The following is a 16,094-nucleotide window of genomic DNA, read 5'->3' on the forward strand; positions in this document are numbered from 1 at the left end:
CCACCATGCGCATCTCCGAGACCTCCATCCGCCGGCCCGTGCTGGCCAGCGTGATGTCGCTGCTCATCATCCTGGTGGGCCTCGTGTCGTTCGACCGGCTCACGGTGCGCGAGTACCCGCGCATCGACGAGCCGGTGGTCACGGTGGACACGCGCCTGATCGGCGCCTCGTCCGAAGTGGTCGAGTCCCAGGTCACCAAGCCGCTCGAGGACTCCATCGCCGGCATCGACGGCGTGGACATCATCACGTCGATCTCGCGCGCCGAGCGCAGCCAGATCACGGTGCGCTTCAAGCTCGAGAAGAACCCGGACAACGCCGCGGCCGACACGCGCGACCGCGTGTCGCGCGTGCGCGGCCGACTGCCCGACGCGATCGACGAGCCGGTGATCGCCAAGGTGGAAGCCGATGCCACGCCCACCATCTGGCTGGCCTACACCAGCGAGACGCTGAGCCCGCTGGAGGTCACCGACCTGATCAACCGCATCGTCAAGCCACGCCTGCAGACCGTGCCCGGCGTGGCCGACGTGCAGATCGGCGGCGACCGCAAGTACGCGATGCGCATCTGGCTCGACCCGGACAAGCTCGCCGCGCACCGCGTGACGGTGCAGGACGTGGAGGACGCGCTGCGCCGGCAGAACCTGGAAGTGCCGTCCGGCCGCATCGAGAGCGCGCAGCGCGAGTTCAACGTCACCGCCCGCACCGATCTGAACACGGTGGCGCAGTTCTCCGACATCGCGCTGCGCAACATCAACGGCTACACGGTGCGCCTGCGCGACGTGGCCCGCGTGGAGGAGGCGGCGGCCAGCGATCGCTCGCGCGTGCGCCTGAACGGCGTGCCATCGATCTCCACCGGCGTGATCCGCAACGCCACGGCCAACCCGCTGGAAGTCGCGGCCGGCGTGCGCGCGGTGATGCCGCTGATCCAGCGCGACCTGCCGCCGTCGGTGACGGTGGTGCAGGCCAACGACAACTCGGTGTTCATCGACCGTTCCATCAAGTCCGTGTACACCACGGTGGCCGAGGCGGTGGTGCTGGTGGCCTTGGTGGTGTTCGTGTTCCTTCGCACGCTGCGCGCGTCGATCATCCCGCTGGTCACGATCCCCGTCAGCCTGATCGGGTCGTTCGCGCTGATTGCCTTGGCGGGCTTCACCATCAACACGCTGACGCTGCTGGCGCTGGTGCTGGCCATCGGCCTCGTCGTGGACGACGCCATCGTGGTGCTGGAGAACATCTTCCGCCACATCGAGGAGGGACTGTCGCCGTTCCAGGCCGCGCTCAAGGGCGCCAAGGAGATCAGCTTCGCGGTGGTGGCGATGACGATGACGCTGGCGGCCGTGTTCGCGCCGCTGGCCTTCACGCCGGGCCGCACCGGGCGCCTGTTCGGCGAGTTCGCCCTCACGCTGGCCGGCGCCGTGATCGTGTCGGGCTTCGTCGCGCTGACCCTCACGCCGATGATGTGCAGCAAGCTGCTGCGCCACAACCCCAAACCGAGCCGCTTCGACAACTTCATGGAGCGCATGCTGGTCGCCACCGGGCATGGCTACGAGCGGGCGCTGCGCGGGGTGCTGGCGCACCGCTGGATCGTCGCCGTGGTGATGGCCGTGTCGGCCGGCGCGAGCTGGTGGCTGTTCACCAACGCCAAGAGCGAGCTGGCCCCGCTGGAGGACCGCGGGGTCATCATCATGCCGGTGCGCGCGCCCGACGGCGCCACGCTCGACTTCACCGCGCGCTACCTCGACGCGATCGACAAGGTCGTGGCGACCTACCCGGAATTCGACCGGCGCTTCATGTTCATGGGCGGCGGCCAGGTGTCGCAGGCCACGGCGGTGATGCGCGCCACCGACTGGGACCAGCGCAGCCGCACCACGCAGGAGCTGGCGCGCGACCTGACGCCCAAGATGGCGGCGCTGCCCGGCGTGAGCGCCTTTCCGATCACGCCGCCAAGCCTGGGCCAGGGCTTCCGCGAGCGGCCGGTCAACTTCGTCATCCTCACCAGCGACAGCTACCAGAACCTCGCCCGCGTGGCGCAGCAGTTCACCGCCGAGATGGCGAAGAACCCAGGCTTCGTGCAGCCCGACATCGACCTGCAGCTCAACAAGCCCGAGATCTTCATGGAGGTCGACCGCGACCGCGCGGCCGACATGGGCGTCAGCGTCGACGCCGTCGCGCGCACCGTCGAGACCATGCTGGGCGGCCGCGTCGTCGGCCGCTACAAGCGCGAGGCGGACCAGTACGACGTGATCACGCAGACGTCGATGGGCGGCCGCACCACGCCCGAGGACATCGAGAAGCTGTTCGTGCGCGGCCGCAACGACACCATGGTGCCGCTGTCGTCGCTGGTCAAGGTGCGCGAATCGGTCAGCCCGCGCGAGCTGAACCACTTCAACCAGCGCCGCTCGGTGACCATCACCGCCAACCTGGCGCCGGACTACTCGCTCGGCCAGGCGCTGCAGTTCATGGACGCCACGGCCGCCAAGGTGCTGCCCACGGGCTACGTGACCGAGCTCAACGGGGTGAGCCGCGAGTTCCGCGCCTCCAGCGGCGCCCTCGGCCTGGTGTTCGTGCTGGCGCTGCTGTTCATCTTCCTCGTGCTGTCGGCGCAGTTCGAGAGCTTCATCGACCCGTTCGTGATCCTGCTGGCGGTGCCGCTGTCGATGGTGGGGGCGCTGGTCGCGCTGCGCCTGTCCGGAGGCACGCTCAACGTGTATTCGCAGATCGGCCTCGTGACCCTGGTGGGCCTGATCAGCAAGCACGGCATCCTGATCGTCGAGTTCAGCAACCAGCTGCGGCAGCAGGGGCGGTCGATCCAGGAAGCCGTCGTCGAAGCCGCGTCGCTGCGCCTGCGCCCGATCCTGATGACCACCGGCGCCATGGTGCTGGGCGCGCTGCCGCTGGCCCTGGCCACCGGCGCGGGCGCCGAGAGCCGCACCCAGATCGGTTGGGTGATCGTGGGCGGCATGTCGGTGGGCACGCTGCTGACCATCTTCGTCGTGCCCACGGTCTACACCTGGTTCGCGCGCCGGCGCGTGCCCGGCGGCATCACCGAGAAGGCCATCGACGAGGCCGTGCCGGCCAAGTGACGGCACCCCGCCCGCGCAGGCCCCAGGACCCCTGATGTCGCCCGTCTCCATCGAACGGCTGCAGCAGATGCCGATCTTCGGCGGCGTCGAGCCGCAGGCGCTGCAGGTGCTGGTGGGCGCCGGGCGGCGGGTGGAGGTGCCGGCCGGCGGCTACTTCTTCCGCGAGCAGGAGCCGGCCCAGGGCCTGTACGTGCTGGAGGCCGGCCGCGTCGTCGTGGTCAAGCAGTGGCGCAGCCAGTCGATGCAGCTTCGCGTGCTGGAGCCGGGCGACTGCTTCGGCGAGATGGCCCTGCTGGACCTGTTCCCGCGCAGCGCCTCCGTGCGCGCGCAGGACGCGAGCCGCGCGCTGGAGATCACCGCGGCCGACCTGCTGCGCCTGTACGAGCACGACGTCGGGCAGTTCGCACTGGTGCAGATGAACATCGCGCGCGAGATGTGCCGCCGCCTGCGCGAGACCGACGAGATGCTCTTCGAGGCCGTCATGGGCGGCCAGGCGCCCACGACGGACACCAACTTCCAGGCCCTGTGACGGGCCGTGGGCCGTGCCCGGCGCGGGGGCCTAGTCCTCGCTGCCGACGGCCCGCCAGGCGAGCGCGCCGAGGATCGCGCCGACGATCGGCGCCACCCAGAACAGCCACAGCTGGCCCATCGCCCCGGCGCCGGCGAACAGCGCCACGCCGGTGCTGCGGGCCGGGTTCACCGAGGTGTTGGTCACCGGGATGCTGATCAGGTGGATCAGCGTCAGCGCCAGGCCGATGGCCAGCGGGGCCATGCCGGCCGGCGCCCGCTTGTCAGTGGCGCCGAGGATCACGATCAGGAAGAACGCCGTCAGCACCACTTCGGCCACCAGTGCGGCCACCAGCGAGTAGCCCCCGGGCGACCGGGCACCGTAGCCGTTGGAGGCGAAGCCCTTGGCGGCGTCGAAGCCCGCCGCGCCGCTGGCGATCACGTACAGCACCGCGCCGGCGGCGATGGCGCCCAGCACCTGGGCCAGCACATAGAGCCACAGACGCTCGGCCGGGAAGCGGCCGGCCATCCACAGCCCCACCGACACGGCCGGGTTGAAGTGCCCGCCGGAGATCGGGCCCACCGCATAGGCCATGGTGAGCACCGTCAGGCCGAAGGCCAGCGACACGCCCAGCAGGCCGATGCCCACGCCCGGGAAGGCCGCGGAGATCACGGCGCTGCCGCAACCTCCGAGCACCAGCCAGAACGTGCCCAGGAATTCCGCACCGAGAGCCTTGTTCATGTGTCCTCCTCGCTTGGTGGTGAAAGGCGGGGCCCTGGCGGACCCGCCGCCCCGACGCTACACCAGTCCGTCGAACGGGACCACGTCGACCTCGTCGCCGGCGGCGACGTTGCCCTGATCGTGGTGCAGCACCACCATGCCGTTGGCCACGCTCATCGACGAGAGGATGCCCGAGCCCTGGCTGCCGGTGATGGCCACCTGCCAGCGGCCGTCCGCCCCGCGCGAGACGATGCCGCGCTGGTACTCGGTGCGGCCGGGTTTCTTGCGCAGCGGCGTGGTGCAGGCGGCGCGCAGCAGCGGCAGCGGCTCGGGCGTGGCGCCGCTCATGGCGCGCAGCGCGTCGCGCACGAAGGCGTAGAACGTGACCATCACCGCCACCGGGTTGCCCGGCAGTCCGAACAGGATGGCCGGCCGCGCCGCGCCGCCGCCGATGCGGCCGATGGCCATCGGCCGGCCCGGCCGCATCGCGATGCGCCAGAACAGCACGTCGCCCAGCTCGGCCATGATCTGCTTGGTGTGGTCGGCCTCGCCGACGCTGACGCCGCCCGAGGTGATCACCGCGTCGGCGCTGGCCGCCGCTTCGGTGAAGGCCGCGCGCAGCGCCGCCGGGTCGTCGCGCACCACGCCCAGGTCGAGCACCTCGCAGCCCAGCCGCTGCAGCATGCCCCACAGCGTGTAGCGGTTGCTGTCGTAGACGCAGCCTTCGTCGAGCGGCTCGCCGATCGAGCGCAGCTCGTCGCCGGTGGAGAAGAACGCCACGCGCAGGCGCCGGAACACGGCCACCTCGGCCTGACCCAGCGACGCCAGCAGGCCCAGGTCGGCCGGGCGGATCACCCGGCCGGCGCGCAGTGCCGCCGAACCGCGCGCGAGGTCCTCGCCCTTCAGGCGCCGGTTGTCGCCCGCGCGCACCACGCCGGCGGGGATGCGCACCCGGCCGTCGCCGTCGGCGCGCGTGAACTCCTGCGGCACCACGGTGTCGAGCCCGGGCGGCATCACCGCGCCGGTCATGATGCGCACGCAGGCGCCGGGCGGCACGCCACCGTCGAACGCCTGGCCGGCCAGCCCGGTGCCGGCCACCGGCATCAGCGTGTCGCCGTCGCGGGCGAGGTCGGCGCCGCGCAGCGCGTAGCCGTCCATCGCCGAGTTGTCGTGCGCCGGCACGTCGATCGCGGAGATCATGTCGGCGGCGAGCACCCGGCCGAGCGCCGCGCGCAGGGCCACCTTCTCCACGGCGGCCACGCGAGGCACCAGGCGGGCGATGAATTCCTGCGCCTGCGCCACGGGCAGGGCGTTCGGGTCGTAGCCCGACACGCACGAGGCGATCTGTTCCAGCGTCGGCGCCGGGGCGGGGTCGTGGGGGAGGGTCATCGCAGGGTCCGCACCATGTGGTGCTTGTCGAAGTAGCGGTCGCCGACGCGGATCGCGCGGGGCAGGGTGCCGAAGCGCACGAAGCCCATGCGCTCGTACAGCCGCTCGGCCGCCGCATTGCCGGCGGTGACGGTGAGCGTGAGCTGCTCCAGCTCCGCGTCGGCCTCGGCGCGCGCCAGCAGCGCCTCCATCAGCGCGCGGCCGACGCCGGCCCCCTGTTCGCCGGACAGCACCATGGTGCCGATCACATGGCCCACGTGCCGCACCTTGGTGCGGGGGTCGCGCTCGCAGCTGACGGCGCCGACCAGCCGGTCGCCGCGGAAGGCGCCGAGCGTGAAGCTCGCGCCGTCGTCCGAGCAGCCCAGGCGCGACGCGTAGCTCTGCGCCGTGCGCGTGGCCTCCGCCGCCGCGTCGGAGGTGAACGCCTCCTCGTGGTGGGCCAGGGCATGGTCGCGCAGGGCCTTGTAGGCGGCGAGGTCGGGCGCGGCCAGTTCGCGCACCGACAGCGCCGCCGATGCCGACGGCACCGACCGGAAGGCCGGGACGTTCATCGCTGCAGCTGCGCCAGTTCGGCGGAGGTGTTGGCGTTGAAGAACGCGCGCGGGTCGGGGAAGGGCACACGCACCGCCCGGTGCTGCGCGAACCAGGCGTCGATCTTGCGGCCGCCGACGTGCAGGAACGCCACGAGGCTTTCCACCAGTTCGCTGCGCAGCAGGCAGAACACCGGGTGCGGCTGCTCGCGGCCGTCCTCCAGCGTGGTGGCGTAGGCGATCTCGGCGCCGTCGCGTTCGGCCGCCTGCGCGAGGCGCGCGACCAGGTCGTCCGGGAAGTCCGGCGTGTCGCAGGGCACCGTCACCAGCCAGGGGGTCTCGCAGTGCTCCAGGCCGGCGAGGAAGCCCGCCAGCGGCCCCGCGAAGCCATCGATCGGGTCGGGCCACACCGGCGCGCCGAGCGCCTCGTAGGCGCCGATGTTGCGGTTGGCATTGAGCAGCAGCGAGCCGACCTGCGGTTGCAGCCGCAGCAGCGCATGCAGCGCGAGCGGCACGCCGCGGTGGTTCTGCAGGCCCTTGTCGGCGCCGCCCATGCGGCTGCCTCGGCCGCCGGCCAGCACCAGCCCGGTGATCTGCTCGGCGTCGATCATCGACGGGGCTCCTGTGCTTCGGCACGCTCGGCCGGGTACGTGTCGGCGCTGCGCTGCGGACCCTTCATCACGCCGACGATCCAGCAGCCGCAGGTCACGACGACCATCATCGCCAGGCCGAACACGGTGGCGCCCGCGACGATGAAGTCCACCCGCATCGCCTCGCGCGCGGCGTCGTCGGCCAGACCGGGCTGCAGTCCGGTCTTGACCCAGGCACCGGCCAGCCACGGGCCCACCAGCACGGCCAGCAGCCCCAGCGCCAGGCGCGCCCGCGTGCGCATACCGATGGTGCGGTAGGGGACGGGTTCGTTCATCAGCCGCCGATGTAGTGCATCTCGACCTTGCGCTCGCCCTGGCCGCTGGGCAGGCCGGCACTGCGCAGTTCGGAGTAGCGGTCGCGGCGCGCGGCCCAGATGTCGGCCAGGGCACCGCCGATCTGCGCGTCGGTGGCGCCGCCTTCGCGCAGCAGGTGGCGCAGGTCGTGGCCCTGGGTCGCGAACAGGCACAGGTACAGCCGCCCCTCGGTGGACAGGCGGGCCCGGTTGCAGTCGCGGCAGAACGCCTGCGTCACGCTCGAGATCACGCCCACTTCGCCGCCGCCGTCCAGGTAGCGCCAGCGCTCGGCCGTCTCGCCGGGCACGCCGGCCTGCGCCGGCTCGAGCGGCCACACGCTGGCGATGCGCTCGATCACCTCGCGCGACGGCAGCACGTGGTCCATGCGCCATCCGTTGGTTTCGCCGACGTCCATGTACTCGATGAAGCGCAGCACCACGGCGCCGCCGTAGTGGTCGCGGAACCAGCGCGCCATCGGCAGGATCTCGCCGTCGTTGGTGCCGCGCTTGACGACCATGTTCACCTTCACCGGCCCCAGGCCGGCTTCGATCGCGGCGTCGATCCCGTCCAGCACGTCGGCTACCGGGAAGCCGACGTCGTTCATGCGCTGGAAGGTGGCGTCGTCCAGCGCGTCCAGGCTGACGGTGATGCGCTTCAGGCCGGCGTCGGCCAGGGCGCGCGCCTTGCGGCGCAGCAGCGACCCGTTGGTGGTGAGGGTCAGGTCCAGCGGCTGGCCGTCAGCGCCCTGCAGGCCGGCCAGCATCTCCACCAGCGACTCCAGGTGCCGGCGCAGCAGCGGCTCGCCGCCGGTGAGCCGGATCTTGCGCACGCCGTGGGCCGCGAACACCCGGGCCAGGCGGGTGATCTCCTCGAAGCTGAGCAGCGAGCCCTGGGGCAGGAACGCGTAGTCGCGGTCGAACACCTCCTTGGGCATGCAGTAGCTGCAGCGGAAGTTGCAGCGGTCGGTGACCGAGATGCGCAGGTCGCGCAGCGGGCGCCCCAGGGCGTCGGTCAGGCCGCCGGTGGGCGGTCGCGGCGCGGCACTGACCCGCGGCACCGACACGCGGACGCGCTGGTCCGCGATCGGAATGACCGTCGGCTTGCTCGGGGGCAGCGCTTCTCCCATGGCGGGATTGTGCCCTCGCCCCGGCGGGTCAGTGCGTGGCGCCCGGGAGGTCCGCCAGCGCGTGGGGTCGGGCGGTCGATGCGCCGGGTGCCGAGGCGCGCAGGGCCGCGTCGTCCAGGGCCGCCACGCGGCGCGCCCCGTCGAATCGGCGCTGCCAGTAGCTGGAGGTCATGTCTTCCAGCCGCACCGCCGCCCCGGGCTTGGGCGAGTGGATGAAGCGGCCGTCGCCGACGTAGATGCCGACATGCGAGAACGCCCGGCGCAGGGTGTTGAAGAACACCAGGTCGCCCGGCTGCAGCTCGGTGCGCGGCACCTCGGCCAGGCCCTGGGCCGCGGCCTGCTCGTGCGAGCGCCGCGGCAGCGACAGCCCGAGGTTGAGCTGGAACAGGTGGCGCGTGAAGCCGCTGCAGTCGAAGCCGGTTTCCGCGTCGTTGCCGCCGCGCCGGTAGGGCACGCCGACGAAGTTCATCGCGGTCATCGCCATTTCGGTCAGCCGGCTGCGTGTCGGGCCGGTCGGTGCCGGTTCGGCGGCCTGCGCCGGCAGCTCGCCGCGCGACTGCAGCCATTGCGCCAACGGGTCGCCCGACTGTGCGTGCGCACCGGCCGCCGCCAGCGCCAGCGTGGCGGCCAGGGTGATGCGGCGGGCTCGGGACGACATGGCGCCGGAGACTATCACGCAAGCCCTCGGGGTGCAGCCCGAAAAACCATACAGGGCAAGCACTTGTTGCCGACCGTGCACGTGGTTTCGAGTTGCGGGGGCGGCGGTTCGGCGCCCCGGCTGCGTCAGGGGCTCGTCAGCGCCAGGCGTGCCAATAGCGGCCGCGGAGGGCCTCAGAATCAGACCCAGCCCCCGAGGAGACGATTCGCATGTTCCAGGCCCTCATCCTTCGCAAGGACGACGCCGGCTTTCGCGCCGGCATCGAGACCCTCGACGACGCAGCCCTGCCGCCGCTGGGCGACGGCGACGTGCTCGTCGGCGTCGAGTGCTCCACCCTCAACTACAAGGACGGCCTGGCCCTGACCCAGCGCGGCCCGGTGGTTCGCACCTGGCCGATGGTGCCGGGCATCGACGGCGCCGGCCGCGTGATCGACAGCCGGCACCCGCGCTGGAAGGCCGGCGACCGCGTGATCCACAACGGCTGGGGCGTCGGCGAGACGCGCTGGGGCTGCCTGGCCGAGCGCGCCGTGCTGCCCGGCGCCGGCCTGGTGGCCCTGCCCGCGGCCTTCAGCGCCCGGCAGGCCATGGCCATCGGCACCGCCGGCTACACCGCGATGCTGTGCGTGCTGGCGCTGGAACGTCACGGCGTCGCGCCGGGCAGCGGCGACGTGCTGGTCACCGGCGCCACCGGCGGCGTCGGCAGCGTCGCGGTCGCCCTGCTGGCGCGGCTGGGCTATCGCGTGGCGGCGTCCACCGGCAAGGCGAGCGAAGCCGCCTACCTGCAGGCCCTCGGCGCGGCCGAGGTGATCGACCGCGCCACGCTGTCCGCGCCCGGCAAGCCGCTGCAGAAGGAGCGCTGGGCCGCGGTGGTGGACACGCTGGGCTCGCACACCCTGGCCAATGCCTGCGCCCAGACCCGCTACGGCGGCGTCGTGGCCGCCTGCGGCCTGGCCCAGGGCATGGACTTCCCGTCCAGCGTGGCGCCCTTCATCCTGCGCGGCGTCACGCTGGCCGGCATTGACAGTGTGATGGCGCCCACGCCGCTGCGCGAGGTGGCCTGGCAGCGTCTCGCGCGCGACCTCGACCCGGCGCTGCTGGCGTCGATGACCGAGGAGATTCCGCTGTCGGCCGCCGTCGCACGCGCCGCCGACTTGATGGACGGCAAGGTGCGCGGTCGCATCGTCGTCCACATTGCCTGATCCCCCAGAACCGCGCATCCCACGAGGCAGCCCCATGAACTACGAAGCCTTCTACCGCCGATCCATCGACGACCGCGAGGCCTTCTGGGCCGAGCAGGCCAAGGCCATCGACTGGCACCGGCCGTTCACCCAGGTCTGCGACCACTCGAACCCGCCGTTCGCGCGCTGGTTCGTCGGCGGCCAGACCAACCTGTGCCACAACGCGGTGGACCGCCATGCCGCCACCCACCCCGACCGCAACGCGCTGATCTGGGTGTCCACCGAGGTGGACCAGGAGCGCATCTACACCTTCGCGCAGCTGCAGCGCGAGGTGGAGACGATGGCCGCCGTGCTGCTGTCGCTGGGCGTCAAGCAGGGCGACCGGGTGCTGGTCTACATGCCGATGGTCCCGGAAGCGGCGTTCGCGATGCTCGCCTGCGCGCGCATCGGTGCCATCCACTCGGTGGTGTTCGGCGGCTTCGCCAGCGTCAGCCTGGCCAGCCGCATCGAGGACGCCGAGCCGACGGTGATCGTCAGCGCCGACGCCGGCAGCCGCGGCGGCAAGGTGGTGCCCTACAAGGGCCTGCTGGACGAGGCGATCCGCCTGTCCGCCCACAAGCCCGCGAAGGTGCTGCTGGTGGACCGCGGCCTGGCGCCGATGGGCCGCGAGCCCGGCCGCGACGCCGACTATGCGGCCCTGCGCGAGCAGCATCGCAACGCCAAGGTGCCCTGTGCCTGGCTCGACTCGACCCACCCGAGCTACACGCTCTACACCAGCGGCACCACGGGCAAGCCCAAGGGCGTGCAGCGCGACACCGGCGGCTACGCGGTGGCGCTGACCACGAGCATGAAGAACATCTTCCTCGGCAACCCGGGCGAGACGTACTTCTCCACCAGCGACATCGGCTGGGTGGTGGGTCACAGCTACATCGTCTATGGGCCGCTGCTGGCCGGCATGGCCACCATCATGTACGAGGGCCTGCCGATCCGCCCGGACGCCGGCATCTGGTGGAGCCTGGTCGAGCGCTTCAAGGTCACGTCGATGTTCTCCGCGCCCACCGCCGTGCGCGTGCTGAAGAAGCAGGACCCGGCCTTCCTCAAGAAGTACGACCTGTCCAGCCTGCGCGCGCTGTTCCTGGCCGGCGAGCCGCTGGACGAGCCCACCGCGCGCTGGATCGCCGACAGCCTGGGCCGGCCGATCATCGACAACTACTGGCAGACCGAGACCGGCTGGCCGATCCTGTCGCTGTGCAACGGCATCGAGACGGCGCCGTCGAAGTTCGGCTCTCCCGGCAAGGCGGTCTACGGCTACGACGTCAAGCTGCTCGACGAGGCCACCGGCGAGGAGCTCAAGGGCGCCAACCAGAAGGGCGTGGTGGCCATCGAGGGCCCGCTGCCACCGGGCTGCATGCAGACCGTATGGCGCGACGATGCCCGCTTCGTCAAGACCTACTGGTCCAGCATTCCGGGGCGGCAGGTGTATTCCACCTTCGACTGGGGCATCCGCGACGAGGACGGCTACATCTTCATCCTGGGCCGCACCGACGACGTGATCAACGTGGCCGGCCACCGCCTGGGCACGCGCGAGATCGAGGAGAGCATCTCCAGCCACGCCAACGTGGCCGAGGTGGCCGTGGTGGGCGTGGCCGACCAGCTCAAGGGGCAGGTGGCGATGGCCTTCGCGGTGCTGAAGGACCCGTCGCGTGCCGCCACGCCCGAGGCGGCGCTCAAGCTCGAAGGCGAGATCATGAAGGTGGTGGACGAGCAGCTCGGCGCGGTGGCGCGCCCGGCGCGCGTGCGCTTCGTGACCGTGCTGCCCAAGACGCGCTCGGGCAAGCTGCTGCGCCGCGCGATCCAGGCCGTGTGCGAGGGGCGCGACCCCGGCGACCTGACCACGATCGAGGACCCGACCGCGCTGCAGCAGGTCAAGGACCTGGTCGCAGCGCGCTGACGGGGTGGGGCCGGCGCCCGGGCGCCGACCACCCCCCCAACAACGCAGTTCGTCGCAACGGCCTCGCCGGGGCCGCGGCGGCGCGGGCACAATCCGCGCCTTCGCGACACCGAGAGGCTCCATGCGACCCCGCATCGTCCTTCTGTCGCTTGCGCTGGCTGCCACGAGCAGCCTGGCCGCAAGCGCGCCGTCCGCCCTGCCGGGCCCGGCATTCCCCGTCCCCCCGTCGCCGGCTGCCCTGCAGTCGGACTGCGACCGGCACCTCGCCACCGCCCGCAAGGCCGTCGCCCGCATCGAGCGGCGCCCCGTGGACGCCGGCTGGCTGGCGGCCTACGACGACGTCACCGGGCTGGTCGAGGACCTCGCCAGCCCCGTGTTCCTGCTGTCCAACGTGCACCCGGACAAGGCGCTGCGCGAGGCCGCGGAAGCCTGCGAGCTGAAGTGGCAGAACTTCTTCTCGGCCCTGAACCAGAACGAGAAGCTGTACCGCGCGGCGCGCCAGGTGCGGCCGCGCGACGCGATCGACGCGGAACTGCTCAAGCGCACGCTGGAGACCCTGGAGGACTCCGGCGTCGGCCTGCCGCCCGACAAGCGGGCGCGGGCCAAGGCGATCTCCGACCGCGTCACCGAGCTCGGCCAGGCCTTCGACCGCAACATCCGCGACGCCAACCTCCGGCTGGCCTTCACGGAGGCGGAGCTGCAGGGCGTGCCCGAAGGGGTGTGGAAGGCGGCGCCGCGCGACGCCCAGGGCCGGGTGCTGCTCGGGGTGGACTACCCGGTGTACGTGCCGCTGATGCAGACGGCGGTGCTGCCGGCCACGCGCGAGCGCATGTGGCGGGCCAAGACCGACGAGGGCGGCCCGCCCAACATCGCGCTGCTGGCCGAGATCGCCCAGCTGCGCCGCGAGTACGCGCAGCTGTTCGGGTTCCCGAGCTATGCGGACTTCGTCCTGCGGCGGCGCATGGCGCGCGACCCGGACGAGGCGCGGCGCTTCCTCGACGGCGTGCGCGCTGCGGTGACGGCGCGCGAGCAGCGCGAGCTCGACGAGCTGCGCGAGGCCAAGGCGCGCGACCTGGGCCGGCCGGTGGCCGAGGTCCGTCTCGACCGCTGGGACACCGCGTATTACACCGAGCGCGTCAAGCGCGAGCGCTACAGCGTCGACCAGGAGGCCTTCCGGCCGTATTTCCCGCCGCAGCAGAGCATCGAGTTCGTGATGCGGGTGATCGAGAAGTCGATGGGCGTGCGCTACACGCGCGTGCCCGGCGTGAAGCTCTGGCATCCGGACGCGCAGGCGTACGTGGCGTCGGACGTGCGCACCGGCCGGGCCCTGGCCACGCTGTACATCGACCCGTATCCGCGCGAGGGCAAGTACAACCATGCGGCCGTCTGGCCGATCCGCGGCGGCGCCACCCGCACCGGGCGCGCACCGCAGGCCGCTCTGGTGGTCAACCTCGACCGCAAGGGCCTCAACCTCGAGGAGATCGAGACGCTGCTGCACGAGTTCGGCCACGCGGTGCACAACAACCTGTCGACCACGCGGCACGTGGGCGGCAACGGCGTGCTCGACGACTTCGTCGAGGCGCCGTCGCAGATGCTCGAGGAGTGGGTGTACGACCCGCGCGTGCTGGCCACCCTGCGCGAGGTGTGCCCGACCTGCGCCCCGGTGCCCGACGAACTGCTGGCCAAGGCCAAGGTGGCCGAGCGCTACGGCAAGGGCACCCAGTACGCCCGGCAGCAGCTGTTCGCCAGCTACGACCTGGCCCTGTACGGCCGCGACGTGCACGAGCCGCTGGCGCTGTGGGCGCGCATGGAAGGCGCCACCTTGCTGGGGCATGTGCCGGGCACGATGTTCCCCGCCGGCTTCAGCCACATCACGGCCAGCAACTACGCGGCGGGCTACTACGGCTACCTGTGGAGCGAGGTGGTGGCCGCCGACCTGCGTACCGCCTTCGAGCGCGACAAGTTCGACGCCGCCGTCGGCCGTCGTTACCGCGACACCGTGCTGGCACCCGGCGGCGAGCGTCCGCCGTCCGAACTGGTGCGGCAGTTCCTGGGCCGCCCCACCAACGGCACCGCCTTCTTCGAGGACCTCAAGCGATGAACCCCACGACCCTCACTCCGGCCGCGACGCCGATTCGCGCCGCCGTGGCGCTGGCCTTCCTGCTCGTCTCGGCCCTGCCGCAGGCGCCTGCGCAGGCCCAGACGCCGGCTCCGGCGCCGGCCCAGGCCAAGCCCCGCATCGAGAAGGCGGCCGACGCCCCGCGCTTCACCTACCGGCTCGACGCCAAGGTCGAGGACGTGGTGCGCTCGCGCGAGCGCTTCGCGGTGCTGTCGGCCCAGATCCGGCGCGACGTCGACTCGGTGCTCAACGGCTACGACATCGCCGACAAGGCGATGCAGCGCGACCTGCTCAACGTGCTGGCGGCGCTGGACTTCCTCGACGGCCAGTACGACAGCGTGCTGGAGCGCACCGACCGCGTCCGTGCCCTGCAGGAAAAGCCGGCCGACAAGCTGCTGTCCGGCCTGCGCATCCGTGCCATGGCGCGCGCGGCCAAGCTCCACCCGGTAGGCAGCGACGCCTACGTCAAGGCGGTCGGCGAGGCGATCGCCCGGGAGATCGCGCCGATGCCGCGCGACCTGGTCGAGAACGGTCTGAAGGAGGCCAAGGCCGGCGCCGAGACGCTGGGCGAGGGCCGCCTGGTCGGGTTCCTGCGCGAGGTGGTCCAGCCCGTGGTCGACGCCAACGGCGTGCTCTCGTCGGAGTACGCGCCGGCCCTGGCCAGCGTCCGGCTGACGCTGACCTCGGTGCTGCCGCTCAAGCAGACCCTGGTCGACACCTACGGCAGCTGGCTGGCCGCCAACAAGGTGGTCAAGCCCGACATCTGGGCGGCGCGCGACGTGACGCTGCCGCCGGGCCGGGGCAAGCCCGTCGTCGTGGCGGTCTGGGACAGCGGCAGCGACCTCGGCCTGTTCGGCAAGGTCGCGGTGCGCGGCCGGGACGGCAAGCCGGCGGTGATCGCCTTCGACAAGTACAGCCGTCCCGCCAAGGGCGACCTGATCCCCATCGCGCCCGAGCTGCGGGCCCGCCTGCCGCAGATGAAGGCGCGCAGCAAGGGCTTCTCGGACCTGCAGTCCAACATCGACAGCCCGGAGGCGTCGGAGGTCAAGCGCTACATCTCGACGCTCACGCCCGAGCAGTACAAGGCGGCGATCGAGGAGCTGATGCTCACCGGCAACTACGAGCACGGCACGCACGTGGCCGGAATCGCCCTGGCGGGCAACCCGCAGGCGCGCCTGGTGGTCGGCCGTCTCGAGTTCGGCCATACCCTCAAGCCCGACCCGTGCCCGAGCCGCGAGCAGACCGAGCGCGACGCCAGGAGCTACGGGCAGTACGTGGCGTTCTTCCGCCAGCACGGCACGCGGGTGGTCAACATGAGCTGGGGCGGCAACGTCGGCAGCGTCGAGAACGACCTCGAGCAGTGCGGCATCGGCAAGTCGCCGGAGGAGCGCAAGGCACTCGCGCGCGAGTACTTCGAGATCAGCCGGAAGGCGCTGACGCAGGCCATGGCCTCCGCGCCGGAGATCCTGTTCGTCACGGCGGCGGGCAACAGCAACAACGACGCCAGCTTCGTCGAGGACATTCCGGCCGGCATCGTGCTGCCGAACCTGCTGACGGTGGGGGCTGTGGACCGGGCCGGCGACGAGGTCGGCTTCACGAGCTACGGGCCCACCGTCAAGGCGCACGCCAACGGCTACCAGGTCGAGAGCTACCTGCCGGGTGGCGATCGCGTGGCGCTGTCGGGCACGTCGATGGCGTCGCCGCAGGTGGCCAACCTGGCCGCCAAGCTGCTGGTGGTGAACCCGAAGCTCAAGCCGGCGGACCTGATCCGCATCATCGTGGAGACCGGCGAGCGCACGGCCGACGGGCGCCGCAACCTGATCCACCCGAAGAACGCCATCGCCGCGGCAACGCGCAAGTAGCAGGTCGCCCGCCGACGCCTGCCGCGCGA

13 protein-coding genes are annotated in these 16,094 nt (G+C 71.9%); 6 read left to right on the plus strand and 7 right to left on the minus strand.

Going from position 1 to position 16,094, the window contains the following annotated elements; all coding sequences use genetic code 11:
* The first annotated feature begins 5 nt into the window (after positions 1-5).
* Together AC2EAQ_RS00810 and AC2EAQ_RS00815 are read left to right on the plus strand one after the other, a co-directional pair.
* Positions 6-3,080 (plus strand): efflux RND transporter permease subunit, encoded by a 3,075-nt coding sequence (locus AC2EAQ_RS00810; RefSeq protein ID WP_484639768.1) that lies wholly within the window; start codon positions 6-8, stop codon positions 3,078-3,080.
* 34 nt (positions 3,081-3,114) lie between these two features.
* Positions 3,115-3,609, plus strand: coding sequence for a Crp/Fnr family transcriptional regulator (locus AC2EAQ_RS00815; RefSeq protein WP_484639769.1), 495 nt, complete (start codon positions 3,115-3,117; stop codon positions 3,607-3,609).
* 30 nt (positions 3,610-3,639) lie between these two features.
* Here the strand turns inward: AC2EAQ_RS00815 and aqpZ are convergent, their stop codons facing one another.
* From aqpZ to AC2EAQ_RS00850, 7 genes are read right to left on the minus strand one after another with little or no spacing between them, the layout of a single operon-like run.
* Positions 3,640-4,329 (minus strand): aquaporin Z, encoded by a 690-nt coding sequence (gene aqpZ, locus AC2EAQ_RS00820; protein WP_484639770.1) that lies wholly within the window; start codon positions 4,327-4,329, stop codon positions 3,640-3,642.
* A 57-nt stretch (positions 4,330-4,386) separates the two neighbouring features.
* Positions 4,387-5,697 (minus strand): molybdopterin molybdotransferase MoeA, encoded by a 1,311-nt coding sequence (gene moeA, locus AC2EAQ_RS00825; protein WP_484639772.1) that lies wholly within the window; start codon positions 5,695-5,697, stop codon positions 4,387-4,389.
* The gene (locus AC2EAQ_RS00830; RefSeq protein WP_484639774.1) at positions 5,694-6,248 is read right to left on the minus strand and encodes a GNAT family N-acetyltransferase; all 555 of its coding nucleotides are present in this window, start codon (positions 6,246-6,248) and stop codon (positions 5,694-5,696) included. The genes moeA and AC2EAQ_RS00830 overlap by 4 nt, the downstream gene beginning before the upstream one ends.
* Positions 6,245-6,838 carry a molybdenum cofactor guanylyltransferase MobA gene (mobA, locus tag AC2EAQ_RS00835; protein ID WP_484639776.1) on the minus strand — a complete coding sequence of 198 codons (594 nt, stop codon included), beginning with the start codon at positions 6,836-6,838 and terminating at the stop codon, positions 6,245-6,247. The genes AC2EAQ_RS00830 and mobA overlap by 4 nt, the downstream gene beginning before the upstream one ends.
* Positions 6,835-7,152 (minus strand): hypothetical protein, encoded by a 318-nt coding sequence (locus AC2EAQ_RS00840; RefSeq protein ID WP_484639778.1) that lies wholly within the window; start codon positions 7,150-7,152, stop codon positions 6,835-6,837. Before AC2EAQ_RS00840 ends, mobA begins: the two co-directional genes overlap by 4 nt.
* A complete protein-coding gene (moaA, locus tag AC2EAQ_RS00845) occupies positions 7,152-8,297 on the minus strand; it encodes a GTP 3',8-cyclase MoaA (protein ID WP_484639779.1) in 1,146 nt (381 codons plus the stop codon). Before moaA ends, AC2EAQ_RS00840 begins: the two co-directional genes overlap by 1 nt.
* Before the next feature lie 28 nt (positions 8,298-8,325).
* The gene (locus tag AC2EAQ_RS00850; RefSeq protein ID WP_484639780.1) at positions 8,326-8,955 is read right to left on the minus strand and encodes a C40 family peptidase; all 630 of its coding nucleotides are present in this window, start codon (positions 8,953-8,955) and stop codon (positions 8,326-8,328) included.
* Positions 8,956-9,164: 209 nt separating this feature from the next.
* On the opposite strand from AC2EAQ_RS00850, the gene acuI reads away from it, so the two are divergent.
* From acuI to AC2EAQ_RS00870, 4 genes are all read left to right on the plus strand, one after another.
* Positions 9,165-10,154, plus strand: coding sequence for an acrylyl-CoA reductase (NADPH) (acuI, locus tag AC2EAQ_RS00855; RefSeq protein ID WP_484639781.1), 990 nt, complete (start codon positions 9,165-9,167; stop codon positions 10,152-10,154).
* A 34-nt stretch (positions 10,155-10,188) separates the two neighbouring features.
* On the plus strand, positions 10,189-12,084 hold the full coding sequence (locus tag AC2EAQ_RS00860; protein ID WP_484639782.1) for a propionate--CoA ligase: 1,896 nt from the start codon (positions 10,189-10,191) through the stop codon (positions 12,082-12,084).
* A gap of 121 nt (positions 12,085-12,205) precedes the next feature.
* Positions 12,206-14,185 (plus strand): M3 family metallopeptidase, encoded by a 1,980-nt coding sequence (locus AC2EAQ_RS00865; protein WP_484639783.1) that lies wholly within the window; start codon positions 12,206-12,208, stop codon positions 14,183-14,185.
* A complete protein-coding gene (locus tag AC2EAQ_RS00870; protein WP_484639786.1) occupies positions 14,182-16,065 on the plus strand; it encodes a S8 family serine peptidase in 1,884 nt (627 codons plus the stop codon). The genes AC2EAQ_RS00865 and AC2EAQ_RS00870 overlap by 4 nt, the downstream gene beginning before the upstream one ends.
* The last annotated feature ends 29 nt before the right edge of the window (positions 16,066-16,094 follow it).

The sequence above is a fragment of the Aquabacterium sp. T101 genome (assembly GCF_057219775.1).

Excerpts from the sequence above, each read along its gene's own strand:
- AC2EAQ_RS00870 (WP_484639786.1), top strand. The coding sequence starts at position 14,182 with ATGAACCCCACGACCCTCACTCCGGCCGCGACGCCGATTCGCGCCGCC.
- AC2EAQ_RS00810 (WP_484639768.1), top strand. The coding sequence starts at position 6 with ATGCGCATCTCCGAGACCTCCATCCGCCGGCCCGTGCTGGCCAGCGTG.
- acuI (WP_484639781.1), top strand. The coding sequence starts at position 9,165 with ATGTTCCAGGCCCTCATCCTTCGCAAGGACGACGCCGGCTTTCGCGCC.
- AC2EAQ_RS00850 (WP_484639780.1), bottom strand. The coding sequence starts at position 8,955 with ATGTCGTCCCGAGCCCGCCGCATCACCCTGGCCGCCACGCTGGCGCTG.
- AC2EAQ_RS00865 (WP_484639783.1), top strand. The coding sequence starts at position 12,206 with ATGCGACCCCGCATCGTCCTTCTGTCGCTTGCGCTGGCTGCCACGAGC.
- moaA (WP_484639779.1), bottom strand. The coding sequence starts at position 8,297 with ATGGGAGAAGCGCTGCCCCCGAGCAAGCCGACGGTCATTCCGATCGCG.
- AC2EAQ_RS00840 (WP_484639778.1), bottom strand. The coding sequence starts at position 7,152 with ATGAACGAACCCGTCCCCTACCGCACCATCGGTATGCGCACGCGGGCG.
- mobA (WP_484639776.1), bottom strand. The coding sequence starts at position 6,838 with ATGATCGACGCCGAGCAGATCACCGGGCTGGTGCTGGCCGGCGGCCGA.
- AC2EAQ_RS00830 (WP_484639774.1), bottom strand. The coding sequence starts at position 6,248 with ATGAACGTCCCGGCCTTCCGGTCGGTGCCGTCGGCATCGGCGGCGCTG.
- AC2EAQ_RS00815 (WP_484639769.1), top strand. The coding sequence starts at position 3,115 with ATGTCGCCCGTCTCCATCGAACGGCTGCAGCAGATGCCGATCTTCGGC.
- aqpZ (WP_484639770.1), bottom strand. The coding sequence starts at position 4,329 with ATGAACAAGGCTCTCGGTGCGGAATTCCTGGGCACGTTCTGGCTGGTG.
- AC2EAQ_RS00860 (WP_484639782.1), top strand. The coding sequence starts at position 10,189 with ATGAACTACGAAGCCTTCTACCGCCGATCCATCGACGACCGCGAGGCC.
- moeA (WP_484639772.1), bottom strand. The coding sequence starts at position 5,697 with ATGACCCTCCCCCACGACCCCGCCCCGGCGCCGACGCTGGAACAGATC.